Origin of the sequence: Leptospira yanagawae serovar Saopaulo str. Sao Paulo = ATCC 700523, from assembly GCF_000332475.2 — a bacterium.
Classification (GTDB): domain Bacteria; phylum Spirochaetota; class Leptospiria; order Leptospirales; family Leptospiraceae; genus Leptospira_A; species Leptospira_A yanagawae.
This window is the reverse complement of sequence record NZ_AOGX02000035.1, coordinates 96,754-123,046: the sequence shown is the minus strand read 5'-3', so window position 1 is coordinate 123,046 and position 26,293 is coordinate 96,754. Positions and strand designations below refer to the sequence as shown.

26 protein-coding genes and 1 tRNA gene are annotated in these 26,293 nt (G+C 40.5%); 11 read left to right on the top strand and 16 right to left on the bottom strand.

Annotated elements, in window-relative coordinates; all coding sequences use genetic code 11:
* Window positions 1–15 precede the first annotated feature (15 nt).
* Window positions 16–1,077: a sensor domain-containing diguanylate cyclase gene (locus LEP1GSC202_RS16310; protein WP_015678803.1), complete on the bottom strand. Its 1,062-nt coding sequence runs from the start codon at window positions 1,075–1,077 to the stop codon at window positions 16–18.
* A 167-nt stretch (window positions 1,078–1,244) separates the two neighbouring features.
* Between LEP1GSC202_RS16310 and LEP1GSC202_RS16305 the strand changes: the two genes are divergently transcribed.
* A tRNA-Met gene (locus tag LEP1GSC202_RS16305) sits at window positions 1,245–1,317 on the top strand.
* A 6-nt stretch (window positions 1,318–1,323) separates the two neighbouring features.
* Here the strand turns inward: LEP1GSC202_RS16305 and LEP1GSC202_RS16300 are convergent.
* Genes LEP1GSC202_RS16300 through LEP1GSC202_RS16290 form a run of 3 tightly spaced genes read right to left on the bottom strand, consistent with a single transcriptional unit; the run spans window position 1,324 to window position 3,606 of the window.
* On the bottom strand, window positions 1,324–2,115 hold the full coding sequence (locus LEP1GSC202_RS16300) for a pyrroline-5-carboxylate reductase family protein (RefSeq protein ID WP_015678829.1): 792 nt from the start codon (window positions 2,113–2,115) through the stop codon (window positions 1,324–1,326).
* Entirely contained in the window at window positions 2,096–2,794 is a 699-nt protein-coding gene (locus LEP1GSC202_RS16295) for a YggS family pyridoxal phosphate-dependent enzyme (protein WP_015678878.1), read from the bottom strand. Before LEP1GSC202_RS16295 ends, LEP1GSC202_RS16300 begins: the two co-directional genes overlap by 20 nt.
* A 2-nt stretch (window positions 2,795–2,796) precedes the next feature.
* A complete protein-coding gene (locus LEP1GSC202_RS16290; RefSeq protein WP_015678817.1) occupies window positions 2,797–3,606 on the bottom strand; it encodes a hypothetical protein in 810 nt (269 codons plus the stop codon).
* Between the two features lie 69 nt (window positions 3,607–3,675).
* Between LEP1GSC202_RS16290 and LEP1GSC202_RS16285 the strand changes: the two genes are divergently transcribed.
* Genes LEP1GSC202_RS16285 through nadE form a run of 3 tightly spaced genes read left to right on the top strand, consistent with a single transcriptional unit; the run spans window position 3,676 to window position 7,633 of the window.
* Window positions 3,676–4,425, top strand: a complete 750-nt coding sequence (locus tag LEP1GSC202_RS16285) for a flagellar filament outer layer protein FlaA (RefSeq protein WP_015678880.1) — start codon at window positions 3,676–3,678, stop codon at window positions 4,423–4,425.
* The gene (locus LEP1GSC202_RS16280) at window positions 4,426–5,703 is read left to right on the top strand and encodes a 3-deoxy-D-manno-octulosonic acid transferase (protein ID WP_015678848.1); all 1,278 of its coding nucleotides are present in this window, start codon (window positions 4,426–4,428) and stop codon (window positions 5,701–5,703) included.
* Window positions 5,690–7,633: an NAD(+) synthase gene (gene nadE, locus LEP1GSC202_RS16275; protein WP_015678793.1), complete on the top strand. Its 1,944-nt coding sequence runs from the start codon at window positions 5,690–5,692 to the stop codon at window positions 7,631–7,633. The genes LEP1GSC202_RS16280 and nadE overlap by 14 nt, the downstream gene beginning before the upstream one ends.
* Here nadE and LEP1GSC202_RS16270 read toward each other — a convergent pair.
* Window positions 7,630–8,325, bottom strand: a complete 696-nt coding sequence (locus LEP1GSC202_RS16270; protein ID WP_015678896.1) for an LIC_20245 family lipoprotein — start codon at window positions 8,323–8,325, stop codon at window positions 7,630–7,632. The genes nadE and LEP1GSC202_RS16270 overlap by 4 nt on opposite strands.
* A 42-nt stretch (window positions 8,326–8,367) precedes the next feature.
* Between LEP1GSC202_RS16270 and LEP1GSC202_RS16265 the strand changes: the two genes are divergently transcribed.
* The 6 genes from LEP1GSC202_RS16265 (at window position 8,368) to LEP1GSC202_RS16240 (ending at window position 12,845) form a co-directional block, all read left to right on the top strand.
* A complete protein-coding gene (locus LEP1GSC202_RS16265; RefSeq protein ID WP_015678883.1) occupies window positions 8,368–9,108 on the top strand; it encodes an LIC11073 family putative lipoprotein in 741 nt (246 codons plus the stop codon).
* On the top strand, window positions 9,098–9,820 hold the full coding sequence (gene rsmI, locus LEP1GSC202_RS16260) for a 16S rRNA (cytidine(1402)-2'-O)-methyltransferase (RefSeq protein ID WP_015678820.1): 723 nt from the start codon (window positions 9,098–9,100) through the stop codon (window positions 9,818–9,820). Before LEP1GSC202_RS16265 ends, rsmI begins: the two co-directional genes overlap by 11 nt.
* Before the next feature lie 20 nt (window positions 9,821–9,840).
* Window positions 9,841–10,167 (top strand): flagellar biosynthesis anti-sigma factor FlgM, encoded by a 327-nt coding sequence (locus LEP1GSC202_RS16255; RefSeq protein WP_015678753.1) that lies wholly within the window; start codon window positions 9,841–9,843, stop codon window positions 10,165–10,167.
* Between the two features lie 83 nt (window positions 10,168–10,250).
* Window positions 10,251–11,417, top strand: a complete 1,167-nt coding sequence (locus LEP1GSC202_RS16250) for an iron-containing alcohol dehydrogenase (protein WP_015678906.1) — start codon at window positions 10,251–10,253, stop codon at window positions 11,415–11,417.
* A gap of 7 nt (window positions 11,418–11,424) precedes the next feature.
* Window positions 11,425–11,670, top strand: coding sequence for a hypothetical protein (locus tag LEP1GSC202_RS16245; RefSeq protein WP_015678800.1), 246 nt, complete (start codon window positions 11,425–11,427; stop codon window positions 11,668–11,670).
* On the top strand, window positions 11,667–12,845 hold the full coding sequence (locus LEP1GSC202_RS16240; protein ID WP_015678779.1) for a hypothetical protein: 1,179 nt from the start codon (window positions 11,667–11,669) through the stop codon (window positions 12,843–12,845). Before LEP1GSC202_RS16245 ends, LEP1GSC202_RS16240 begins: the two co-directional genes overlap by 4 nt.
* Here LEP1GSC202_RS16240 and glpK read toward each other — a convergent pair whose 3' ends face one another.
* Both glpK and LEP1GSC202_RS16230 read right to left on the bottom strand, forming a co-directional pair.
* Window positions 12,846–14,342, bottom strand: coding sequence for a glycerol kinase GlpK (gene glpK / locus LEP1GSC202_RS16235; RefSeq protein ID WP_015678875.1), 1,497 nt, complete (start codon window positions 14,340–14,342; stop codon window positions 12,846–12,848).
* Window position 14,343: 1 nt separating this feature from the next.
* Window positions 14,344–15,300 (bottom strand): MBL fold metallo-hydrolase, encoded by a 957-nt coding sequence (locus LEP1GSC202_RS16230; protein ID WP_015678754.1) that lies wholly within the window; start codon window positions 15,298–15,300, stop codon window positions 14,344–14,346.
* 84 nt (window positions 15,301–15,384) lie between these two features.
* Between LEP1GSC202_RS16230 and LEP1GSC202_RS16225 the strand changes: the two genes are divergently transcribed.
* On the top strand, window positions 15,385–15,693 hold the full coding sequence (locus LEP1GSC202_RS16225) for an STAS domain-containing protein (protein ID WP_015678902.1): 309 nt from the start codon (window positions 15,385–15,387) through the stop codon (window positions 15,691–15,693).
* Here the strand turns inward: LEP1GSC202_RS16225 and LEP1GSC202_RS16220 are convergent, their stop codons facing one another.
* Genes LEP1GSC202_RS16220 through LEP1GSC202_RS16180 form a run of 9 tightly spaced genes read right to left on the bottom strand, consistent with a single transcriptional unit; the run spans window position 15,694 to window position 26,254 of the window.
* Entirely contained in the window at window positions 15,694–16,449 is a 756-nt protein-coding gene (locus LEP1GSC202_RS16220) for a CDP-alcohol phosphatidyltransferase family protein (RefSeq protein ID WP_015678810.1), read from the bottom strand.
* A complete protein-coding gene (gene tsaD / locus LEP1GSC202_RS16215) occupies window positions 16,446–17,471 on the bottom strand; it encodes a tRNA (adenosine(37)-N6)-threonylcarbamoyltransferase complex transferase subunit TsaD (protein ID WP_015678785.1) in 1,026 nt (341 codons plus the stop codon). The genes LEP1GSC202_RS16220 and tsaD overlap by 4 nt, the downstream gene beginning before the upstream one ends.
* Window positions 17,472–18,836, bottom strand: a complete 1,365-nt coding sequence (locus tag LEP1GSC202_RS16210; protein WP_039929289.1) for a S41 family peptidase — start codon at window positions 18,834–18,836, stop codon at window positions 17,472–17,474. It lies immediately after the preceding gene.
* Window position 18,837: 1 nt separating this feature from the next.
* Window positions 18,838–19,143, bottom strand: coding sequence for an LA_1448 family UV-C exposure upregulated protein (locus LEP1GSC202_RS16205; RefSeq protein WP_244147756.1), 306 nt, complete (start codon window positions 19,141–19,143; stop codon window positions 18,838–18,840).
* A 21-nt stretch (window positions 19,144–19,164) separates the two neighbouring features.
* Complete coding sequence (gene lexA / locus LEP1GSC202_RS16200; protein ID WP_015678847.1) at window positions 19,165–19,773, bottom strand: transcriptional repressor LexA; 609 nt, start codon at window positions 19,771–19,773, stop codon at window positions 19,165–19,167.
* A 50-nt stretch (window positions 19,774–19,823) separates the two neighbouring features.
* Window positions 19,824–21,005, bottom strand: a complete 1,182-nt coding sequence (locus LEP1GSC202_RS16195; RefSeq protein ID WP_015678905.1) for an efflux RND transporter periplasmic adaptor subunit — start codon at window positions 21,003–21,005, stop codon at window positions 19,824–19,826.
* A 6-nt stretch (window positions 21,006–21,011) separates the two neighbouring features.
* On the bottom strand, window positions 21,012–22,337 hold the full coding sequence (locus LEP1GSC202_RS16190; RefSeq protein ID WP_039929263.1) for a TolC family protein: 1,326 nt from the start codon (window positions 22,335–22,337) through the stop codon (window positions 21,012–21,014).
* Window positions 22,334–22,957 carry an inorganic pyrophosphatase gene (locus tag LEP1GSC202_RS16185; protein WP_015678804.1) on the bottom strand — a complete coding sequence of 208 codons (624 nt, stop codon included), beginning with the start codon at window positions 22,955–22,957 and terminating at the stop codon, window positions 22,334–22,336. The genes LEP1GSC202_RS16190 and LEP1GSC202_RS16185 overlap by 4 nt, the downstream gene beginning before the upstream one ends.
* Window positions 22,958–26,254 (bottom strand): efflux RND transporter permease subunit, encoded by a 3,297-nt coding sequence (locus tag LEP1GSC202_RS16180; protein WP_015678775.1) that lies wholly within the window; start codon window positions 26,252–26,254, stop codon window positions 22,958–22,960.
* Window positions 26,255–26,293: the final 39 nt, after the last annotated feature.

Here is a 26,293-nt window from a genome sequence, read left to right as displayed (position 1 = left end):
CCATCGGCAAATTCCCTAATCTTTATAACAAATTGTGCGGTTTCTGCCAGAATGTTTGGCTTGGTATAGTGCCTTGTCCACACGTTCGATAAGATCCTTATTGTTTCTATCAGTGGGCCGAAAACTGGAAACCCCAACGGAAAGGGTGACTTTCAAATCAGAATCATCATTTGGGTTTTTAACCACCATAGCTTCCACAGCCTTTCGGATCTCTTCCCCTTTGGCGATGGCTTCTTCTTCCGTCGCACCAGGCATGACCAAACAAAACTCCTCCCCGCCATAACGCGCAGGGATGTGGTGGCGTTGTGCTTTTTGGATGAGTTGCTTTGCCACTTCAATGAGGACAACGTCCCCAGCCTGGTGCCCATAGGTATCATTGAAGGTTTTGAATTTGTCCACGTCTGTAAAAAGAAGGGACAACTTGGTTCCTTTTTTCCGACAACGTTCCATCTCTTCTTTGAGTTTGGTTTGGAAGTAATGGTGGATTTTTAATCCTGTCATCATATCCACTGTGGCAAGTTCATACAACCGAGCGTTGTCTACAGCAATCCCTGCCAGGTTTGCAAGAGTGGTCATAAATTCTTTTTCATCTTCCAAAAATTCTTCGGAAGTCATTTTGTCCCCAAGGACAAGGAGTCCATTTACCTTCCCCTTTGCATTGAGTGGGACAAGGATTTCTGCTCCCATTTTTCGCAAGTACACTATGTCTGGGATTTTGTTTAACACTTCCATCTGGAGGATTTGGTCCATCGTAATGGCTTTTGGTTTTTCTTCAAAATAATGAATGAGTGGGCTATCAATTTTGATTTCGTAGTTTTGTTCTTCTGGACTTAATTCAAAACCTTTGATGGATTGAGGTTCTAATTTAAAAAGACCTAAGTCAATTTCTGGCTCCAGGTACATCGCCGCATGCAGTGTTTGCAACTGCGCCAAACAGATGTTAAGAATTGCATCAATTAAGTACTTATAGTCTAACGTGGAATTTAATGCACGGGAGATTTCCAGTAGTTGTTTTTGGTCGTATATTTTTTTTTCGTAATGCTCAAAAACGATATCAGTGTTTTCTTTAAAAGACAAAACGCACCGCCAGAATTCTATATAAGATAGGAATCATTCGCTATATTTGACGCCTGTAAAGTAAGATTTTGACGGAAATCGATAAAATTCAGAACAGGTCGATTTTTGAAAGTTTCTTCTTTCATTGTGTTGACGATAAACGAATCTGAAAAACAATGGTCGTATACCGCGCGGTGGAGCAGCTGGTAGCTCGTTGGGCTCATAACCCAAAGGCCACAGGTTCGAATCCTGTCCGCGCAACCGTTATCATCCCTTTCCCAATTCCTTACTTCTCTCTGTTGCCCGTCGAACAGCATCCCGCACTGCGGTGGAAAATCCGCCTCGTTCCAAAGCATCCAGTCCGTGGATGGTTGTTCCTCCTGGAGACGTGACCCAGTTTCGCACTTCCATCGGATGGAGGGAATGGTCTTTTGAACGTAATTCCCGAAAGTAAACAAGAGTGCCTTCAATTGTCTCCATGGCAAGTCCTAAGGCTTCTTCGTAACTCAAACCCTCTTGTAACCCACCTTCCGCCATTGCTTGTAAAAACGTAAGAACATAAGCAGGTCCAGAACCCGATAAACCAGTGACCACATCCATCAAAGATTCTTTTGTGATACGGACAGACTCCCCCATTCCAAATAACAGTCGTTCGGCATGTGTAACGGCTTGGTCTTCACAGTAATAACCCATCGCACCGCGATTGGAAACCAGTGGTAAATTCGGCATCACTCGCACACAAGTCGAACCTTTGGGAGATGATCCAACTAGTTGTGAATACGAGATCCCTGCCGCAATGGAGATAAAAATGGCTGGTTTCTGGAATTCTTTTAACACTGGTTCGACGAAGCTAGGCTTCACGGCGATGACAAAAAGTCCGGCTTCCTTTTCCAAACTGTCAAGGGTCGTCACCATGTGAACCCCATCGATCGGCGACTCATTTATGTGGGGATCAAAAGCATATACCTTTGTACCTTGGGAGATAAGAGCCTTTGCCATAGCTCCTCCCATCTTTCCTAGTCCCACCATTCCTACTGATTTAAACGGAGTGTGCGCCATACTCTCTTTCTCCAAATATTTTTGATCCGATCCTTACATAGTTAGATCCAAGTCCAACAGCCAATGCGTAATCACCACTCATCCCCATAGATAGTTTTAAACCAGGGAAATGTTCCTCACGGAAATTTTTTAATTTTGTAAACACTTCTGTCGTTTTCATAAGATCTCCCGAGGAAGGACCCATTCCCATAAATCCTTCCCATACACAAAACTCATTTTGCTGACTGGCCAAATTGGTTTTGTTTTCGAGTAAGGTTTGCAAACTAAAACCATGTTTTGTATTTTCACCTGTGAGATTGGTTTGTAAAAAATACCGAATTTTCTTTTTTTCTTTTTCGGCACGTTTCAATAACTCATGGAGACTTGAAAAGGATCCCACACCATGGGTATACGAAAAAACACCGAATAACTTACGTAATGTTCCGGATTGTACTGGTCCTATGTGATGGACGTTCACACTTGTATCGGCATCCGGAAATTCTTCTCTTAGTTTGGTAAATTTTTCAATTGCTTCCGGGATATAGTTTTCACCAAATTCACGGATTCCTTGCAAATAGGCTTCCCGAACAACCTCATAGGGTTTTGTTTTGGAAACCGCAATGAGGGTGGGAGGATTCCCATTTGTCAAAGTTTTGCATTCATTTTGAATGGACTGGTACGTTGTGATGTAATCAGGCACGATTACTTTGCTAAAGCTTTTTCTAAAGAATCAATTCTTCGTTCGATTTCCAAAAACCGTTTTTCGTTTTTCTCTGACTGTGAATTCAGTTTTTGTTCCACTTCCCTCATTCGAACTTCTAAGGAAGATCCTTGCGCAGTCGAAGACGAATTTGTTTTTTTCGTCACACGCGAGACTCGTACTTCTGGACTTTGTGTTTTACGTTTGGAACTGAGAGATGATTTTTTTGATTTTGATTTTGCAATGGCAGAGTGAGAAGTCTCTTTTTCCGATTTCCCTTTTTTGGATTTAGAAAGAGTTTTCTTCGGTTCTGAAAAAGATTCCTCTACTTGTTTCGAAACTTCCGATTTCTCAGAAAGTGATTGTTTTGTATCAAGATCTTTGGCACTCGTTTTTGATTCCGCATTGTCTTTTTGTTTCGGAGTGATTTCGTTTTCCACACGATCCAACTTTTCCTTAAGTCTTGCACCACTCTCTTTCGTGTCTTTTGCCTTTGCACCAGAAACGGAAACTGACCTTGGTCGTCCCAAATCAGGTTCCATATCGTCAAGGCTTGGCAATTCTGGAAGGCTAGTGCGATCCTCGTTGGAATCGCGATTCTCTTTTTCCGAGAAAGATTCTTTTGGCGGAGGGATTGTATCCGGAGATTTTGCAATTTCGCGGTCTACCATCTCCACTTCTTTGTTTTTTCCGATGGTTTGGAGCTTTTGGTAAATTTCGTTTCTATAGATAAATGCGAAAATGAACGATGAAAGAAGTAGGACCACTAGAATGGCAGTTGTGAGTATTTTCAAATTGTCGCGGCGGCCCATGACGTGCGGATTCCTTTCCTTTGATACGGATAGAGTACACGTTTTTGCGCTTTCGCAAAGTGAGAAATCATGTTAAACACAAAAAAATTCACATTCTTTCTAGGTTTCTTCCTGAGTTTTACCAGTCTTTTGTCTCTTCCGAGGCCGTACGACCCGGATGAATTGGGAAGAGTCCAAATATTACGATCAGCACTTGCATTGGACACCCACTACCTACTCTATTTAGTGGAAGACTTTGAAGGAGATAGGCCATGGGATTTTTACCGAGTGGATTCCTTTTTAGCCCAAACTCAATTTGCAGCCTCCATTGCCAAATCAGATGCATTTATCGAAGAAACCAAATTATTAAAAGAATCAGGTTATCCCAACTTACAAAACCAAACCAGTTTCCTTTTACAAAGTTTTGTCGAAAATCCAAGGCTTGACCATTGGGAAATCAGACCCAAGGAACCCATCCTCCTCCCACTAGGGATGCCAATCCAAGGGATCCTCTGGGTCTATTCCGAAGGCCACCATATCAATTTGAGTATGGGCCTATCCCAAAAAAAATCCAAAGACTTGTATTTTGATTTGGGAACTTTAAATTTTGTTGGGTGGCGTAGATTAGAATTCAAAATCAATTTGCCAAAAGAAAATACGAGACTCATCCAATCGATGTCCTTTCCCATATCGTTTGCATCCTTTCGTTTAAAAAGCCTCGCCTCTCAAAAAAAAGGTGAGTTCCATTTGTACTTTGACAATTTATGTTTTGTGATTGATAAAAGAACCTTCAGTTACCCTGGCTCCGAAGTGAATGATACTTGGGGTAACAAACGCTAAATGGTCTATTTCTTTTATAATGTACTCATTCTAAAAATTTGGTTTATTTTAAAATTAAGTTCTTTATTTTCTAAAACCATTCGATTGGAGATTTCCAAACGAAATGATTTTCTTAAAAATTTATATGAAAAAGTTCCAAAAGACAAAACAGTCATTTGGTTCCATTCAGCAAGTGTAGGTGAACTTGACCAAGCAAAGGCTTTAACTGAAACGATTCGCCGTCATAGAAAAAATGTTTTCATCATCCAATCTGTGTTTTCTTCTTCTGTCAAAGAAACTGCCTTTTTAGATCCATTGGCGGATGCGTATTTTTATCTGCCCTTTGACTTACCTTTTGCTTATAACAAAATCTTTTCGTTATTCCGGCCCAAATATTTGTTTATCATGGCATGGGATACTTGGCCCAATCTTTTAAAAAAAGCAAATCACTTTGGCACAAAAACCTATTTATGTTGTGCGAGTTTATCTTCAGAGTCCTCAAGGAAAAATCCATTGGTGAGATTACTTACTAAATCTTCATTCCGTTACCTCTCTGGTATTTACCCAAGCCATGAATTGATGGCAAAAGAATTTGAAGGACTTGTTTCTTTTGGCACTGATTTTAGGATCTTGGGTGATACACGATTTGAGTCAGTTTTAAATAAGTTAGAAAAAGGTTCACCTAACCCTTTGTTTACGGAATTTGTAAAACGAGAATCAGATACCCTTAAAAAAATAAAACCTGTTATCCTAGGTTCCACATATCCGATCTGCGAATCTTATTTTTTGTCTTATTTGACAAACTCTAAAGACAGGGAATACTATTGGATATTTCCACATAAATGGGAACCCATACGTATGTCAGAATTCCAAACGAAATTGATTGCCTATGGGACAGTTGGCGTTTTTTCAGAAATGAAAGCAAATGCCCCCCTACCCAAATTTTTACTTTTTGATGTTCTGGGGATCCTTGCTTTTGCCTATCAGTATGGAAGTTTTGCCTATGTGGGAGGGGCTTTTCACCATCGAATTCACAATACAATTGAACCGGCAGCTTTGGGTCTTGCTCTCGTCACTGGTCCAAAAATCCAAAATGCCCCCGAAGCTCTCGTTATGCAAGAATTAGGTGGTCTATTCAAAACGACAAATGAAAGAGAATTTGTATCCCGATTCACAGAACTTGTCCAGAACCAGGATGAGAGAGAAAAGATGGGAAATAGCAATCGAAACTTTGTTGTAGAAAACAGAGGTGCATCGGAAAAGATTTATAACCGAGTTTTTCCGTATGACAAAATCTAAAATTGCCGCTGTTTCCTTACATACCACTCCCCTTGACGTTTTCGGCAATTTTGAAACCATACGGTCTGCCATCTTTTCCAAAGATGCACAAGATGCAGACATCATTCTTTTTCCCGAACTTTGTATCTCTGGATATGGTTGTGAAGATGCTTTTTACAGACCTAAACTTTGGGAAAAATCGTTTCAAGTCCTAAACCAAATCAAAGATTTATCACCTAACCAAGTAATTGTGGTAGGCCTTCCTGTTTTTTCAAATTCCTTTTTATACAATTGTATGGCTGTTTTATTTGATGGAAAGATCCAAGCTTTGGTTCCCAAACTCAATTTGGCAAATACCGGTGTCCATTATGAAAAGAGATGGTTCCATGCCCCGAATGAGTTCCAAACCAAACAGATTCCATTTGCTGGAGAACTCATTCCGTTTGGTCATTTTGTATTTTCGTTTCGGAACTTTCGTTTTGCGATTGAAATTTGTGAAGATAGTTGGTCTTCTATCAAACCTTCACAAATCTATAATGTGAAAGGAACCGATGTCATCCTCTCACCTGGTGCTTCTCATTTTGCGATGGGAAAACAAAACATTCGCAGGCAAATCTTCAAAGAAACAAGTCGTAACCAAAACAATTTACAAGTGTTTACCAATCTCTGTGGAAATGAATCGGGTAGGATCATTTTTGAGGGAGGTGCATTTTTTGCCTCTGGTGGAATGATAGTGAAAGAAGGCCCACGCCTCCATTTCACACCATTCGAAATCACAAGCCACAACTTTGATCCAAACGAAATCCGAGCATCCAAGGCCCGTAATTTTCGAGAACCAAATCCAAATTTAATTCCAAACGAAATTCCAATCATCGTTTTAAAACCAGTTTTAGACCAAGAGGCAAATGGTAAGTTCCGTTTGAAGGTCGAAGACAAACGAGAAACTGGAAACTCGCAAGTTATGGAAAATACGGAGTCACTCAGTCCATTTGAAGAATTCACAAAAGCAGTATCGTTAGGTCTTTATGATTATTTGCGTAAGTCCAATACCAAAGGATACACACTCTCTCTTTCCGGTGGGGCGGATAGTGCGACATGTGCCCTTCTTGTTTCTGCCATGGCAGAGATTGCAAGGAATGAAAATGGCAAGGATTGCTTCCAAAAACTTGGGATCATTGAAAAAAACTTACTCGTCACTTTGTACCAAAAAACAAAAAACAATTCGCAAATCACAGAAGAGATCGCAAAATCCCTAAGTGAAGAATTGGATTGCGAATTCCATTCCATCTCGATCGATGAAATGGTTTCTTCTTCCGTTTCTCTGATTGAAACGATAAAGGGAACCAAACTCAATTGGCAAGAACATGACTTGGCCTTACAAAATATCCAAGCAAGGGTGAGGTCCCCTCTGATTTGGTTATTAGCAAACTTGAATGGACATTTACTTTTATCCACAGGAAACAGAAGTGAAGCAGCCGTGGGATATACAACGATGGATGGAGACTCTTCGGGATCGATCGCACCTCTTGCGGGTGTGAGTAAGGAATTTTTATTGGACTGGCTCGATGACATCCAAAAGGGAAACAACCGTTACATCACTCCGAAACATTCCATCCAATTATTAAGGGAAACAAAACCAACAGCCGAACTAAAACCCCTTGCAGAACACCAAGAAGACGAAAAGGATCTCATGCCATACCCGATTCTCAATTCCATAGAACGGAAATTAGTGTATTTGGGAGACCTTGAGTCTGAAGTTTTGGAAGGATTAAAAACAGAATTTCCTTGGGAAACCAAAGAACAACTGTTAGGTTACATTCAAAAATTTAAAAAACTATTTGGGATCTCCCAATGGAAACGAGAGAGACTTCCTCCCTCTTTCCATTTGGACGAATACGGCCTCGATCCAAAATCAAGTTACCGTTTCCCGATACTTTCTAACGAAACCTAAGGAGGGGGTTGTAATCCCGCCTTCGCATACGCATTCGCTGCTTCTTTTTCGATTTGTTCATTTTGGAATTGGATGCTTTTTAAGATCTCTTGGAATTTTTTATCCATTTCAGGATCATCCCCACCTTGTGATTCAATGAGGTAGTTTATGATTTCAAGCCGATCTTTCCCTTGTTTTCTGACATGTCCATAATAAGTGGAAAGGTCGGTTGCATTCGGACTACCACCAAACACTGAGTTTGTGGCTCTTGTTAGTTTTTGATTGAATTCCGTTTGTTTCTTTTTGTCTTCCGCTGTCATCCGTTTCGGAATCAGGTCATTGTCAGGGAACTGTTCCCGAAGTTCTTCAAAAGCTTGCATGGCTTCTGGAGGGTAAGGTTTTCCGGTTTGTGGGTTGATCGGAATTTCTCCCGCTTCCCCTGAGGCGATATTGGGATCGTCTTCATAACGCATGCCACCCGCATTGTAATAATCAGAATCAAAGATCGATCCTGCGTCTTCCCCACGAACACCCAATCGGTTGGTGCCTTTGGGGTTACTTGGCCCCCCTCCTAAAAAAGAAAGTGCAGCCGAACTTTTTTCTTTTTTACGACGAGATTCTTCTTCACCATCCCCTCCCAAAGAGAGTAGGATGAGAAAAAAAAGACCAATTAGCGAAATGGAGACAAAGAGTAATTTTTTTTGGATTCCCATAGATTGAATTCCTGAAAACTTGGAAGAGAAACGAGAAACTGAATGCGTTTTCCTTCATTCCATCCAATATCCTATCTTTGCATATCTTTTCTCTCTTTTTTTCATTGTGGAGTGAACACAGACACGCCCGTAGCACCATTCGTGTTTTTGGTGCCACCCAGTGTCCCACAAATCCTTTCCGTGGTAGCTGTGAATAGCAACCTTACCAATGATTTCCAACTCGATCCATTGAACCAATCTTTGACACCAAGACCAGAATATGTTTTGCGTTACTTTGTCACAAACAGGGAACCTCAGTTTGTCGGTTACAATCTCTATGTCACAACGGCATTTCCTGGCATCATCCAAACCATCCAAGGGGAGTGGCTGGAAGATGGGGTGCAACCGAGTTTTCCTCACCTGCCGTATGAAGCTTCGACCTCATCGGCAAAGATCATCACCAAACGGATTCGATTCGCAGTCCCACCACCTGGTACTGAGTTCTTCCAAAAATGCCAAATTTATAACTTCACTTTGCGTTCCATGCTCACGGGTGGGCTCATCTCAAACCCTTCTACAGCTGTCAGCACCTGTGCCATTCCGAACAAGGTCAATGACATCCAAACAGACTGTGCCGTAGGGGCTGGTTGCAATACCACGTTTTGTTCCAACCCTTCCTGCGGAACACCTTCTTCCTGTGCTCTCGGAACCGCTTGTAACCCTTGCACCAAAGGGAATAATGACCTAGCCTGTACCTGTCCCCAAGGACAAACCCCTCCTGGGTGCCAATACATTGGCCCATAAACGAGAACCTGGCACCTTGTATGTGGTGGCCACTCCCATTGGCAATTTGGGAGACATTACAGTCCGCGCCTTAGAAGTGTTAAAAGACGTGGAACTTGTATTATGTGAATCTACGAAGGAAACCAAATCACTATTCCACAAATTAGGGATCAATACCTCAGTCCTTGCCCTTTACAAAGACCATTCCGAATCTCCCTATGCAAATGTGATCGAACAATTGAAACAGGGAAAGTCCATGGCACTCGTTTCCGACGCTGGAACACCGGGAGTTTCCGATCCTGGTAGCCAGATGGTGCGGATTGCCAGAGAACATCGAATTCCCATCGTCCCCGTTCCGGGTGCCTCAGCCCTCACGGGCATTCTATCTGTTTCTGGATTCCAAGTGAACCCAACTTATTTTTTAGGATTTCTCTCTGAAAAACCGAGTAAAAAACGCCGAGAATTAGAGAAGGCACGGGAAATCGATGGGCTCATTGTTTTTTATGAATCCGTGCACAAACTCCCTCGGTTGTATCCGATCTTAGAGGAATTGTTTCCAGAAACAGAAGTCCTTGTGGGAAGGGAGTTGACAAAGGCCTTCGAAGAGGTACTTTACTATGCAAATCCTAGGGAATTGGCTGAAAAACCACCCAATGCGAAGGGAGAATTCGTTTTTCTCTTAAACCATCGAAAAAAATCACTTAAGGGAAATTCAGAATCCACCGATATGTGATGTAGGAAGAGGACTAGAATATGAACATCGATAAAGTAGGTCGAGTTGGTGGTTACGGTTATGAACCGAAAAAACCACAAGGACCAAAGGAAACGGAATCACAAGCTCCAGTGGATACAATCTCCATCTCGGACGCTGCCAAAAAAATTGCTTCTGAAGCAAAACTTCAGGCGGAAGTAAAACAAATTGCAAAACAAATTGTACAAGCTCCTCCGGAAGAAGATCGCACAGAAAAAATCAAAGCGATCAAAGAAAGATTGAAAAACGGAGACTACGACACTCTTTCACCAGAGATGTTGGATAAAATTTCCGACCAAATTGCAACGTCTTTCCTCGGACAACAGTAAAAAGGACAGGTGGTGAGGGATCCTTTTTTATTGTCCTCTCCGAGGATTACTCACGCTTCGCTTATTCATAGTTAGGGGATCATATGCCAGTTCTCCCCGAATGGATCAATTTCCAATTTCCACCAAAAATTCATTTTGAAATCGATTGTGGTTATAAACTAGGATCTTTTGTTAAAAACATTGGATCCAGAGTTTTACTCATCACCACACAAAAAGAATTAGAAAACTCCGAAGAACTTTCCATTATCAAAACCAGTTTAGAAAAACACGCAGAAGGTGTAATCATCTACGATGACATCGTAGACAGAGTTCACTTCAAAGACTTAGACACTTGCGCTCATTTTTTACGAATTTCTAATGCGGATTGTGTGGTTGCTTATGGTTCCTTTGAATCGATGAACGCTGGTAAAGCGGCGTCTCTACTTGCAACCAATGATTTGTTTGCCGAAGAACTACTTATCGGAAGAAAACAACCTAAAAAAAAAGGATTACCTCTTGTCGTAGTTCCTACAAAACCCCTACTCGGAAATGAATGTTCTCCATTTTTTTCCATCGTAGATGACAAAGACAAAAACAGAAAGTATTTTGCTCATGAATGGGCTTTCCCTGAACTGATTGTCTCTGACCCAAAAATTGGAGCTGGCATGTCGAGCTCTGAAACGGCAAAAACGGGAATTTCCATATTATCCGCAGCAGTAGATAGCATTCTCTCCAAGTATGCAAACGAAATCACATCATCCACAGCATTACGTTCCATTGAACTTATCTCTAAAAATATTGTTCCAGCCATTCGCGAACCTCGTAACTTAGGACCGAAAAACTCCATTTATGCGGCAAGTTTACTCGCAGGAATTGCCCAATCCACAAGTAGCCTTGGACTCTGTTATGCACTTTCTCTCGCTGTGACTACTGTCACAAATTTAGATATCTTCCAAAGTATGTCGATCCTTCTCCCACACGTGATGGAATACAACCTCACTTCCTCAGCTGGTAAATATGTGATGATTGCCCGTGCCCTTGATGAAGATGTTACCAACATTTCCGTGATTGAAGCGGCGATCAAAGCTGTGGAAGGGATTCGTAAAATCTATTTGGAACTCAGGATTCCACAGCGCCTCTCAGAGTATGAGGTGAAAAAAATCGACTTACCTGGGATTGCCACACTAGCGGCTACGTATTCATTTCTTGATTGTCTTCCAAGAGAACTTCCGAAAAATGAAATCGAAACCATCCTAGTGGCTGCGTTTTAGGAACATTTTGATCCAACTCACCGAATTTGAACAAAAACTCTTAGAAACATTTTCCTTAAGCGACAGGGATGCAAGAAGACTGCAACGAGTCATCCAAGACTTATCAATTGTTGTGGGGATGGAACACGAAGAGATCTTTGATTTTATGCGATTTGGAGTGGACCAGGAATTAGAAATTTTAAAAAAAGATTATAACTGGGAACACTTTCGCATTCGTATCCAAAAGAAATTAAAAAAATCTCCACCCGTTTGATTTACTACCAAGGAAACAATTATCATTTTTACTTAGCAGATTTGGATTCAGTCGCACGTTTTGTTGCCACTCCCGATCCATTTTACCCAGTTCCCATAAACAAAATACCAACACTCCCCTCTGTTTCCACAGACCCGATCTTATTCCCTCGTTTTTTATACAAATTGCAATACAACCGCCAAAACTTTGCATCAAAACCCATCACCACCCCTCCCTATTTCAAAAACCCGGACCAAAAATCTGATTTTTCCGAGAAAACAATCCCTGGATTCTATCCCACCAAACGGACAATTGGTGGAGAAAAACAATCGAGAATTGATTTATATCGGAGCAAACGAGATCAATACAACCAAACCAAATACCTATCCCTTAGGGACATTGTAAACCCTGAGTTTGATGAATCAATGGTGTTAAGAGAAATTGATTCCCTTTACATGGATAAAAAAAGTAAACTGTATCTCAATCGTTTGGTGGCAATCCTCTACGGAGGCACAAAAGAAGAAGAGATGAAAATCATTACCAATCTCTTTCGGTATGAAACTGAGTTTGCATTTTTCCTAAGCAAACAGATGTTCACGGTGGAACTCATCCCCCTCATCCATGGATTATTTTTACAAGAAATACTTCGAAATCATGATGAAAGGTATTTTCGTTATATATTACCAAAACTCTCTCCCCCAGTTTTAAGTGTGATTCGAAACTCTATATCGAAAAATAAAATGAAACAAATTGAATCTGCACCTGCCACAAAACCACCAGAAGGTGAAGATTTGGTTTCGATCATCGAATCAGAACTTTACAAACGATTTGCTAGGAATTTGTATTATGAGGAAGGTACGATCTTTACTTACAGAGAAGAAGGTGAGGAAACGTTTAAAGAAACAATTCTTTTTGAGGATTCCAAACGATTTGATTTTTCAGTGAATGGTGAGGCGATCAGTTTTTATGGGAAAACCAATACAAAATTATTTTTTAAATTGAATGAATGGATGGATACCATTCGTTTCGATTTTTTTCTGACTCGAAAAGAAATTGAAACACATGAATTCCATCGTTTGCCAAACAATCTGATCCTTGAGATACCGTATTACGAAACAGGTTTATTCCTCGTGGGAGCTGGGATCACCAAACAAAGAAAATGTTTTGAATTTTCTTTGTTATGGTTTGATTATTGATTAATTTCCAGTTTTCACTCGCGAAATAGCCGAATTCCACTTATCAATTTCTTCCTTACGTTCCCCTTCTTTCATTTTTGGAGTGAATTGAGTGGTTTTTGTTTCTTCTTTCCTAAGGTGTGCCACTGATTTATAAAACCCTCGTTCAAGTCCAGCAAGGTATGCTGCACCAAGAACCGTAGTGTCTACGTTTTGTGGTCGGATCACCTTGGTACCTAAAATGTCAGCTTGGAATTGCATAAGCCAAGCATTGGATGTAGCTCCCCCATCCACACGTAAAAACTTCAGTGGTTTTCCCGTTTCCTTTTCCATTGCATTGGCAAGTTCATAGGATTGTAACGCAATTGCCTTTAAAGCAGCTCTTGTGATTTGGGCAGGAGTTGTGTCACGTGAGAGTCCAAAGATAGCACCACGTGCTTCTTGGTCCCAATGAGGGGCTCCAAGACCAGCAAACGCGGGCACAAAAACAATATCATCCTTGGTTTTAATAGACTTCACCAGTTTTTCTGAGTCTTTTGAATATTTAAAAAATTCTAAATTGTCTCGGAGGAATTGGACAACGGCACCTCCAATGAACACTGAACCTTCTAAACAATATACAGTTTTTCCTTCTGGTCCGAGCGCCAGTGTGGTGATGAGTCCTTGGTTAGAAATTCTGAATTCATCTCCCACATTAAAAAGTAAAAAACAACCGGTTCCATAGGTATTTTTTGCTTCTCCTGGTTCTGTGCACAATTGACCAAAGAGAGCCCCTTGTTGGTCACCAACTAACGAAGAAATAGGGATTCCATCTGGGATTGATTTAACATTAGAAGTAAACCCAAATAGATTTTTTGAGTTATATGCCTTTGGCAACATTGACATGGGCACTTTTAAAATTTTACAAAGTTCTTCATCCCACTCTTTGGTTTGGATATTAAACAGTAAGGTACGAGATGCATTGGTATGATCAGTTTTATGTTCTTTATGGCCTGTTAGTTTGTATAAAAGCCATGTATCGATGGTACCAAAAAGTAGGTCACCACGTTCAGCACGTTCCCTTGCTCCCTTCACATTGTCTAAAATCCATTGGATTTTGGTGCCTGAAAAATAAGCATCTAAGACAAGACCCGTTTTATTTCGAAAATTGGAATCTAAACTTTGTTTTTTTAAATCCTTACAGATATCAGATGTTCGTCTGCATTGCCAAACGATGGCATTGTAAACCGGTTTCCCTGTTTTTTTATCCCATACTACAGATGTTTCCCTTTGGTTTGTGATCCCGATGGCAATCGCATCTTTGGGATTGAGTTTTCCATTTTTGATGGCAAGGGCTATGAGTTTTTGTGTTTTTAACCAAATCTCTTCTGGGTCATGTTCCACCCAACCTGGTTTGGGATAATATTGTTTGAATTCTTGGTACGCTGACGAAATGACTTTTCCTTTGTCATTAAAACAAAATGTACGAATCCCTGTAGTTCCCGCATCGATTCCAATGATGTAATTCTTTTTTGCCATTTTATACCTCTATTTCCAAACCTTCGTATGCCATTATAATTTCCAATTTTCCATGGGGATCAAACATCTCTTTATACTTCAATGCACGTAAATAAACCAAATCTAATTTTTCATCATCATAAGACGGATCATGGTGGAACATCACAAGTTTTTTAACTTTTGCTCTTAAGGCGATGTCTGTTGCAATGGAAGCCGAACTATGGCCCCAGTCAATTTTTTGTAATGACTCTTCAAAGGTATATTGAGTGTCAAATACCAAAACGTCGGCGTCTCGAAAGTAATCGATATACGTATCAATATTTTCCATCTCTTCTAAATTGAATTCAGCATCTGAAGCGAAGATAATGGATTTCCCGTCTTCTGTGAATCGGTAAGAAAAACTTCCTCCAGGGTGTCGCACCGCTTTACTAAACGCTTGGATGTTTGGACCAAGAGATACCACTTCCCCTTCTTCGATGAATTGGAATGTTTTTTTTGCCGCATAATGATCAAAAGAAACAGGAAAATGAGTGAATACAAATTGATGTTCCAATCTCTTCTCGGCATCTCCCATTGATGATAAAAATTCGAAATGGTTTCCTGGTAAAAATAAAGGAATAAAAAATGGAATCCCTTGGATGTGGTCCCAATGTGTATGGGTCAAAATCCAATAGGCATGCCCAACACCTTTTCCAAACTCAGAAGCCATCATTTGGTTTCCAAGTTCACGTAATCCAGTCCCACCATCGATGATGATTAAATTTCCTTCTTTGTCTCGGATCTCAACACAGGTCGTATTACCACCGTAAGTTGACGAAGAGGAAAAACTGAGGGAATTTAAAAAACTATGAATGCTTTGTTCGTTTTGGATATCAGTAGGACTAGCCAAAGAAAGGATTTTTTCAATTTTGTGTTTTACGTTTTCTGGCCGGATGGGTGAACCAATGGAACCTCGTACACCCCAAAACTTAATTTTCATTGCTCTTTTTCTAGAGTCCTTTTTGGAAAAATCAAACGTTTTTTGATTGTATTTCCTCTTTCAGATGTTGTCTTAACTATAGTTATGTTTCAGTATGAAATCAAACGAGAAAAGGAAAAAGCCTTTATCTATTTGAATGGATCCATGTCTCTTCGGGACACTCCCAAATTAAAAACGGAGATCAAAGAACTCATCGATTCCGATTCAGTGAAGGAACTGGTTTTAGATTTTAAAGACTTAACGTATTTGGATTCATCTGGCATAGGAATCCTTCTCCACACTTACAGTTGGACCAAAGAAAATGGGAAAAAAGTAAAAATGGCCCATCTTTCTAACGAAATCAGAACCATTTTCAGTGTCGCAAACCTATTAGAAATTTTTGAAACCGAATGATTACACTCGGTAATCCTGAATGGTTTGGATGAGAAAGGAGACGATACCAGAAAATACATAAAACCCTACCGCACCGTACATCACATAAGGCCAACGGTAAAAACCAATGGCAAATAAGATAAGACCAAGACCCACAAGACTGATTCCCAGTTTTTTCCAAGAGAATAGTCCTCTCATCGCCACCTGTGGTTTGCTATACCTGAGAGTGGATACCATGAGAAGGGCTGTGATCACAAAAAAAGTGACCGCTGTCCATAAAGGAACTTGGGAAACAGAAAACACAAGTGGGAAAATTCCGATCACAACACCGGCTACTGGTGAAGGAAGTCCATTAAACGATTTGGGATCATGGGCTACATTGAACCTTGCCAATCGGTATGCCGCACAAATCGGATACAGTGCTGCAATGAACATTCCCAATGGAAAGTAATCTGGTTTATCAAAGATATCAAGTTTGATATCAAAAAAGAACATTTTATACGCCAAAAAACCTGGAGCAATTCCAAAAGTGGTAAGGTCCGCGAGACTGTCTAAGTCAGCACCCAATTCACTTGTGCAATTGAGGGCTCTTGCCGCCATCCCATCAAATCCATCGAATAACGCAGCTAAGATGATAAAAACACCTGCCAGTGTATACAATTCATGGGAATTTGATTGGTTAGGGTTTGTTTCAGAGACAAGTAACATGGAAACAAACCCTAAGGTAAGGTTTCCAAGAGTTAAGGTATTGGGGATCCAAGTTAATTTAAGTTTCATAGTATTTGTTCAAAGTTTCTTTTTGGGCTGACTTTAAAATCGAGACCCACAAATTTTTTTTCTTTCCAAAGATGGTATCCAAGACATGCCACCATCGCTCCGTTATCCGTGCAGTAAATTTTTTTTTGTGGGTAATAGAGTTGAAAAGAACGATTCGTTTTTTCCGTTTCCAGTAAAGAACGGAGGGTTTCATTTGCTAGGACTCCCCCAGCAGCAACAACCGTTTTGATTTGGGTTTTTTGGATGGCCTTGTTTATGTTACGCAAAACAAGTTCAAATGCTGTTTTCTGAAAGTAATAGGAAACTTTATCAACCGGCAAATCTGAACCAAGTGACTTTAGATAATATAAAACAGCTGTTTTTAATCCACTATAGGAGAAACGGATTAATTCCAAACCATCTTCTTTTAGAAGTTTTGGAAAGGGACTTTTTTCACCCTTTGGCCTTTGGTACTGGAGCGCTTTTTTTTCTATGGTTGGTCCGCCTGGGTAAGGAAGATTTAAAATCGCACTCACTTTATCAAAGGCCTCACCAAGAGAGTCATCCTGAGTGTCTGCGAGTAACTCCAAATCACCAAATCCTTTGTAAATATAAATAGAAGAATTTCCACCGGAAAGCAGGACACCTAACCAAGGAAAGGCGGGAAGTTCCCCTTCCAAACCAATGACAGCCAGATGTGCTTCCAAATGATTCACAAGCACAATGGGTATGGAATGTACAAGCGAGATACACCTAGCGAGTTGGGCTCCGATCATCAGAGAACCCACTAGACCTGGGTAACCTGTAACAGCAATGTACGACAAATCCTGGAAGGAAAGATTGGATTCTTCCATACAGAGAGAAAGTAGTGAATTGATTTTTTCTAAATGGGCACGGGAGGCAATTTCAGGAACCACTCCCCTGTATGGAGAGTGTGTTTCGATTTGGCTATACAGTTTTAAAGAAACCAACTCCTTGCCATCTTTGACAATGGCAATGGAAGTTTCGTCACAACTGGATTCGATTCCTAATCCGTAGACCATTTACTTGAGAAGGTCAATTGCTTCTGATAATTGAACGTCTAAGTCTAACCTGGGCTTTGTTTGCGAACTACCCATTCTCATTTCATTAAACAAAAAGATTTTGATTACGGATTCTGAAATCTTTAAATTTTCTTTTTTGAGTAATTCTTTAAAATCAGAAACTGCCGTTTCGTTGTATTCCACATGTGATTCCATAAAAGGACGGATTAGATTTTTTTTGAATAATTTTTCGAGTGCAAACTTTTCGTCTTCGCTGGCCGAAACAGGATTTACGATATGGTCTGGTGTGATTCCCTTCCCATGGATGGAAACACCAGATGGTGTGTAGTATTTTTGGATGGTAATGGCTACCTTTGCTCCAAAGGAAAGTGGGATGATGGACTGAACACTACCCTTTCCAAAACTTTGTGTCCCAACAATTAACGCTCGTTTGTTGTCTTTCAAAGCACCTGCTAAAATTTCGGAAGCACTTGCCGAACCACCATTCACTAAAATGGCAATTGGGATATCCAAATACTTCTGTTCGCGGACTTGTGATTTAAAACTTTTAATGAGTTCGCCACCTCGTCCCTTTACAGAAACAATTTCTAAATTTGGAGCTAAAAATAAGTCAGCAATTTCAATCGCTAAATCCAAAAGTCCACCAGGGTTCATTCGTAAATCGATGATTAGTTTTTTGGCCCCGGATTCACGTAGGTTTTTCACAGCAAGCGCAAGTTCTTTTGCCGTTTCCTCTTTACCCATAAATTGTACCAATTTGATATAACCGGTTTCTTTTTCTGGTAAGTAAAAGGATCGTAAAAAACGGATTTTAATCAACTCTCGAACTAAATTGACATTAAAAGGATCTTTGATGCCTTTACGTTCAATTTTCATGGACAAAGATGTACCCACATCACCGCGCATCATGGAATAAGCTTCCGCTTGTGAAAGTGATTTTACCTTTTTTCCATTGATTTCGATGATTTTATCCTGAGGTAATAATCCAGCTTTCCAAGCCGGTGTTCCTTCAATGGGAGATATGATTACAAAAGAATTTTCTTGGTAATTGAGCTCTACTCCAATTCCACCAAAACTTCCTTTGGTTTCATTTTCAAGTTCTTTGGCCTCTTCGACATCGATAAAACGAGAGTAAGGATCACCTAAACTTTGTAAAGCGCCCTGTATAGCACCTATATATATCTTTTTTTCTTCTTGAGGTTCCACAAAGTCGTTTTCTATATAAGAAACCACTTCATGTAACATCTGTAAATATCTTTCACCATCAGTGGAAATGGCTTTCACTTTTTCAATACTTAAGAAAAAAACAATACTGAGTAAAGACAAGGTGGCACCTAACCAAAGATACCGTTCCGAAAATTTGATTTTATTCATTTCCATAAATAGACTCGTACAACGCCTTGTTGTCTTTTTTTAACATTGCTTTTGCTTCTGGTATCGATAGACGATACACATCGCAAGCTTCTTCAAATAATTGGATATCAGAAGGAGTGGGTCGTTTTGTATCAGCCATCAGTCCCGTTTGGATTCGATTTTGCGCAAATCGTTCCAAAACACGTTTTAAATCATAGGCATTGATTTCTTGTTTTTTGGGAGCACAGCTGGTGAAACAAAGGAAAATTCCAAGGAAAAGGGAAAAGAAGAGATGTTTCGACATCCCTTCTAGATTCAAAGAAAACCTGCTCTTGGTCAATCAGTAAATGCGATAGAGTCCGATGAGTTTCCCGATAATCGTTGCTTTCTTCGTGCGGATTGGTTTCAATTTGGAATTTCGGGGTTCCAATCGGATCATGTCTGGTTCTTTATAAAAAACTTTGAGTGTGGCTTCGTTTTCAATCATTGCCACAACAATCTCTCCATTTCTCGCAGTGTCCTTTTTTTGGATGATGGCAATGTCTCCATCACTGATACCGGCTTCCACCATAGAATCCCCTTTGACTTTTAAAGCAAAGGTGCCAGGTTTTGTGGCCAAATCATCGGGAACGGCAATGTATTCTTCAATATTTTCTTCCGCAAGGATCGGGGAACCTGCCGCCACTTGCCCAAGGAGGGGAATTCCAGACGCTCGCACAAGCAGTGCCTCGTCAGCATTACCCTTGAGGAGTTCGATGGCACGGCTCTGGTTTTTTGAGGTGCGGATGTAACCCTTTTTTTCAATCGCCTTGAGGTGGTCGTAAGCCCCTTTGGCTGTGATTCCAAATTGGTCACCAATCTCACGGATCGTGGGAGGGAATCCTTTTTCCCTGACCGTGTCCGAGATGTATTGCAAAACAAATTCTTGTTTTTCCGTGAGATCTTTCATACTAAACAGATAAATAGGAAATAGGCGTTATGTCAACAAAAAACTAGTTGTTATAGTTTTAAATATTCACTTTTTAAAACAAAACTGCCTTCTTCTACGATGGCTTCTCCGGATTCCACTCCGTTAGTTACCTCTACCCAATTGTCATACAACTTTCCGATCCCAATTTTTTTTGCGGAAAAGGATCCATCACCATTGCGGACAAAGATAAAATTTTCTCCTTCAATTTTATGAATACAATTGGATGGGATCACCTTTGCCTTGTTTACCGAAGAGGCAACCATAGCTCCCACGACAGTTGCGGTGACACTTTGTCCAGGGCGAACCTTTCCTTTGGACGTACGAACTTCCAAACGGATTTCAGCTGTTTTTTTGATTGGATCGATCACATCTCCTACATGAGAAACTACTGCTTTAATTGATTCTTCTTTAGATCCTATAGGAATCACTCGGGCTTCATTCCCCATACGAATTGATGCTAAATCTTTTTCATACACTTCTAAATTGATCCATAACACAGATAAGTCGGCGACCGTAAATAAATTATCACGAGCATTCACTGCTTGACCAATGATGGCTTCTCTTTCTGTTACAGTGCCTGATATAGGAGTTCGGATGTATAGGTTTTTAGAATTGTATTTTCCTGCTTCTAAATTTGCAATTTCCGTTTCATTGAGACCCAAGTTTTCCAATGCATTTCTAGAAGTTTCCATCTCAGCTTTGACCGATTTGTAATCCATTAGTGACATCTCATATTCCTTCGCGGAAGTCACTTTTCTTTCATACAAATCTTTTGCACGATCGGCTTGTACCTTCAATGCCTCAAGCCTTGCCCTAGCTTTTAGGTAATTGGCTTCTGTTGTTCCTAGGTCAACAGATTGGATCGAAGCTAAAGCCGTACCTTTTTTTACATACTCCCCTTCTTTCACAAACACTTGCAAAATCCTACCATTCACACGTGAACCCACTTTCGCCACATTATTCATGTCATACGATACGGTTCCTGGTAATTGTAGTTCTTCTTCGAGTGCTTTTTCTTGTAAGTATACGATCGAAAAAGGGTGATTTTTTTGGATTTCTTTTGAGATGATGAACTTTGATTTATCATCGGTGAGTGCCTCTGTTTTTTTACCAGCACCAAAAAACCTAGAATAACCAAAATACAGTAAACTCCCGATAAGGACAAGGATCGCTAGATTTCTAATTTTTTTTAAATTTAATTCTTTTTGCATATAGGTTTAATACTCCGAAGAATCCATTTTTCCTATGGATGCTTTATAACTTTCCAAAGCGTTGTAATAGAGATAAATGATTTCATAATAACTCCTCAGTACACTAAGATAGTTCTTTTCTGCTTCTAAAAAGGTAACCAAATTGGAAGCTCCGCGAATGTAAGCAAGCCTTGACTTCTCTTGCACTTCTTTGTTTTTTTCAAGTAATCCCATCTTTTGGTAATCAAGTAATTGTGATTCTCTTGCCTGCAACTCTTTGATAGCCGCAGAAATTTCGGATAGGATTTCGTTTCGTTTTGCATCTACATCAAATCCTAATTTTTTATAAGATTCTTCAGATTTCAAAATTTCACCTTGTTTGCGATCGAAAAGAGGAAGGGGTGTTGCTGCATAAATTCCAGCTACATTTTCATTCCCCTTGTTCAAAAACTCGACACCTAAAGTAAGTGGTGGAATGATTTCTCGTTTTTTGAGTTCGATATTCATTCGTTCCCTTTGTTGTCTAATTTTTAAGGCAACAAGGTCTGGCCTTTCTTCGATATCAAAGTCATTCAAATCAATTCCAAAATCTTTTGTGGAGATAAATTCCAATCTACCTTTGATACTTAAAGGAGAATTGATATCAGAAATACCAATTAACACACGTAAGTTTTTAACTACTTGTGCTCTTAGGATTCTTGCGTTACGGTATTCCCTCTCAATTTGAACACGTTCTAATGCCAATCGATCATATTCCAAAAAAGATATGTCCCCTTTTTCAGCACGTAACTTGGTTAAGTCGAGAAGGTCTTGGTAATTTTCCAAAAACTCTTTTTGGTAATTGATTTGTTCTGTCACATACAAATACGTCCAAAAGTTTTGGCGAAGGCGCAAACGGAACATCCGATCAAAATCACGAAAACTAGCAATCGTTGCCAAAAATTCTTGTTTGGCGACCTTTTCCCTTTGTGGAATGACTCCACTCATATCAAATGGTTGGTTGTAGATAAAAGATGTTTCTGGTAAACCAGTTGCTGATTTGACATTTGCCCCAATAAACTGCTGTTGCATATTGACTATGGGATTGTAATACAAACTAGCTGTGATGATATCACCTCTTGCCATCCCAATATTTTGTTTTTCACGCAAATACAAAGGATTACTGGTAACTGCAAAATCTTCCAATTCCTCCAAATTCCATTTTTCTTTGGAGTCCTGGGCTCTCGATTCTTCACCTAAAAAAAACAATTCATCTTTAGAATGGAGTTCATAAACCGCTTTTTCCTTAGGGAGTATAGTTGTGGTTAGGAATCCCAAACTTAAAATGAATACAGTTCTCATTACATATTTCATACAGTTACAAACTTTTTGATATAGTCCTCAATACCGAATTGGATGACTTTGATGGCTTCTGCTCGATCATACACTTCTGTAATTTCGACTGTCCCTGTGGAAGGAGAGTTCGGATCTAATTTATATGTGAGAAAATAATGGTGGAGTTTGTTGATGAGGGCCTTTGGAACTTCCGATATCTCTTTTATTTGCCCAAACACCTCATCTCCTTTGAGTACTGCGACAATTTTGTCATCAGCCTCTCCTTTATCAATCATACGTAGTCCCCCAATCGGAATGACGGTAAGGATCATGTTCCCATGAGTGATTGGATTCACACTTAACACACAAATGTCAATCGGATCACCATCGCCAACGATACCTGCCCTTCCAACAACTTCCGAACAATGATTTCCAGAAGCTTCCCCGGAAAAAGTTCTTGGAATAAATCCATACAAAGTTGGGGAACGGTTGCTATATTTTTGTGGTCTGTCCACTCGAATGAAACCAGATGCTTTATCAATTTCATACTTCACTGTGTCTTGCGGAGTGAGCTCAATAAAAACATCCAACTCATCGGGAGCCTTAGGTCCGAGTTCCAATCCATGCCAAGGGTGTGCAACGTAATAATTCGGTTTCATTTATTTCCTCTTTCTTTTTGTTTTTTGATTTTCTTTTGATGGTTTCCCATCTTCTTCTGAATGACTTGTATATGCATCTTGATCATGTCCATGTCCATGGGAAGACGTGTGAACCAAATCAGATGTTTTGTATTTTTTCATTTCTTCGACAAAATAATCGTTCATCTTTCTTTCACGTTCCATTTGTCTTAATTCTTGTCTTTGTGCGAGTTTTACTAAAAACTCAAATGCAATCGGCAATAAAAATCGAGACAGAATTGTCGCAACTAATACCCCACCCATAACCACTGTGGCGAGTGGCCTTTGCACCTCGGCCCCAGCACTTGATGCGATTGCCATTGGCAAAAATCCAATGATGGCCACAAGTTCTGTTGTGGCAACAGCACGCAGTGTATACACTGCCGCATCCACAACGGCAACAGAAGGATCCCGAGTGACCTTTAGTTGGTCTTTCAATGCTGACGCATAAACAACTCCGTTTAACACCGATATACCGGCTGCGGCAATAAAACCAACACCTGCAGGGATGGAAAACGGAAGCCCTCTCATCACAAGGGACAATATCCCACCAGATAGTGATAAAGGAACCAAGATAAAAACACCTAACGCATAATACACACTGCCAAATGCAATGAATAACATACCAAATATGATGGCACCAGCGATAGGAATCACAATAGCCAATCGATTTTTAGCACGAGTGAAGTTTTCAAACTGCCCACCCCAATCCACATAATACCCTTGGGGCAAACCAGTTTCGATGGATTCTGTTGCAGCTCGTACATCATTCACGAATCCAATCATATCTCGACCGCGCACATTCACTTCCACAAGGATCCTTCGTTTGAGGCCTTCATGGTAAAGTGCGGCAGGACCTTCCGTCATCACAATGTCTGTTACTTGTCCGAGAGGAACCGTTCCACCTAATTCTGTCATCACGGGAACGTTGGAAATCACACCTAAATCAGTTACATCCGCATCCAAACGCACAATCAAATCAAATCGTTTGTAGCCTTCATACACCTTACCGGCGTTAAATCCAACTCGAAGGGTTTCAATCGTGGTGAGAACTTCTTCTGCTCTGACACCATACCTTGCCATATTACCACGGTTCATCTTTATCTCTAAAAGAGGAAGACCAAGGAGTTTCTGAACCCTTAAGTCAGCGGCACCTTGGATCTTTTTGATTTTGGAAGCATAATTATCAGCAATGGACTTGAGGGTTTTCAAATCATCACCATAAATTTTGATCACAATGTCTGCTTTTGAACCAGACAATAAAGCATTCACCCGGTTTTCAATTGGTTGCGACAAACTGATATAAGACGAAGGAACATTCTCATTGATCGAGTTTTTCATTTTCTCCATCAGTTCTTCTCTGTCTTTGGCGCTTACCCATTCTTTTTTGGGTTTCAACTTCACCATCATTTCCCCTTCTTCCGAACCAATTGGTTCTGCGGCGGATTCACCACGACCTTGTCTGGAAACCACACTCACTGCTTCTGGGAATTTTAAGATGACCTTCTCCATTTCTAAATTGAGGTCACGGGAATGGTTGATGGCAGTGGAAGGAAGACGTTTGATATCAATTGCAATTTCCCCTTCATCAATCCTTGGTAAAAACTCAGACCCAAGAGTTGAGGCCAACATAAAAGACAAAACAACAACACCAATCCCGGCATACGTAAATTGGCGTTTGAATTTCATCCCGTATGTGAGGATTTCTGCATATTTGTTTTGGAATTTATCCCAAAACGCTGACTCATGTAAAATGGGTTTTTTGTAAATGTAAGACATGAGGGCAGGAAAAGTTGTGATGGAATAAAGGAGTGCAGCACCTAACGCAAATGCTACGGTGATTGCCATTGGACGAAACATCCGACCTTCTACACCTTCCAATGTCATGAGTGGTAAATATACGAGTAAAATGATCCCCACACTGAATGCGGAAGCCCTCACTACTTTGATACAGGATTCCATTATCACATCTTCGATTCCATCTTCCATGTCCTGCGCGGAAGTTTTGGAAAGGAGGAAACTCTTCCGGATTAAAAATCCATGTAGGGTTGATTCCAACATCACAATGGAACCGTCCACAAGGAGACCAAAGTCAAGAGCTCCAAGTGACATGAGGTTACCGACAATGCCAAAGGCATTCATCAGGATTGTGGCAATCATCATGGAAACAGGAATGGCAAGGGCAACAGCAAACGCACCTTTGACGGTTCCCAGAGTGAGGATGAGGCAAACGAGAACGATTATGGCTGCTTCCACTAAATTTGTAAAAACAGTAGATAAAGTGCGACCAATGAATTCAGACCTATCGTAATACACTTGAATCTTCATCCCTTGAGGGAGCCTTGATTCAATTTCTTTCATCTTTTCCTTGACTCGACCAACAACTTGTAGGGAGTTACTACCAAGTAACATCATTGCAGTTCCACCAACCACTTCCCGTTTGCCATTCATGGTGCTAAGACCAAAACGAAGGGCTGGACCTGTTTCCACACGTGCAATTTGGCCAAGTGTAAGCGGAATTCCATCTCGAGAAGTTCTTACGGAGAGCCTTGCGATGTCATCAATGGATTTGAATTGGCTTTCCCCCCGAATCACAAACTGCTCTTCCCCTTTTTGGATGTAACCACCGCCAAGGTTGACGTTAGCACCTTCCAAGGCTTCCGTGATATGAGAAAGCGTTAGGTTATGAGATAACAGACGTTTGGGATCAATTTTGATTTGGAATTGTTTGGCATCTCCCCCTACTACGTTTACGTCGATGATCCCTTTTACAGAACGAAGTTGTCTTGCGACTTCCCATTCCATAACGGTTCGGAGCTCCTCTGGAGTATGGCTTTCAGAAACCAAAGCAAATTCGTAAATATCCCCCAGACCTGTGGCAATGGGAGATAACTCAGGTTTGCCGTAGGATTTAGGAATGAAATTTTCTGCTTGTTTCAAACGTTCATTTACAAGTTGCCTTGCAAAATAAATATCAGTACCATCTTCAAATATAACTGTTACCGAACTTACACCCGTTCTCGAAATGGAACGAATTTCGGTGACCTTCGGCATCCCGTTGAACTCAAGTTCGATGGGATATGTGATGAATTGTTCCACTTCTAGCGGTGATAAACCAGGGACTGAAGTAACGGCCGATACTTGGACGTTTGTCACATCGGGAATCGCATCAATCGAAAGATTGAGTGCATTGTAAAATCCCACAAGGGTAAGAGCCGCTGTGATGACGAGAACCATAGCCCTTTTGTGAATGGAAAACTGAATGATTTTTTCTAACATAATACCTATTTCAAATATGATTTCACCCTACGAATCTGA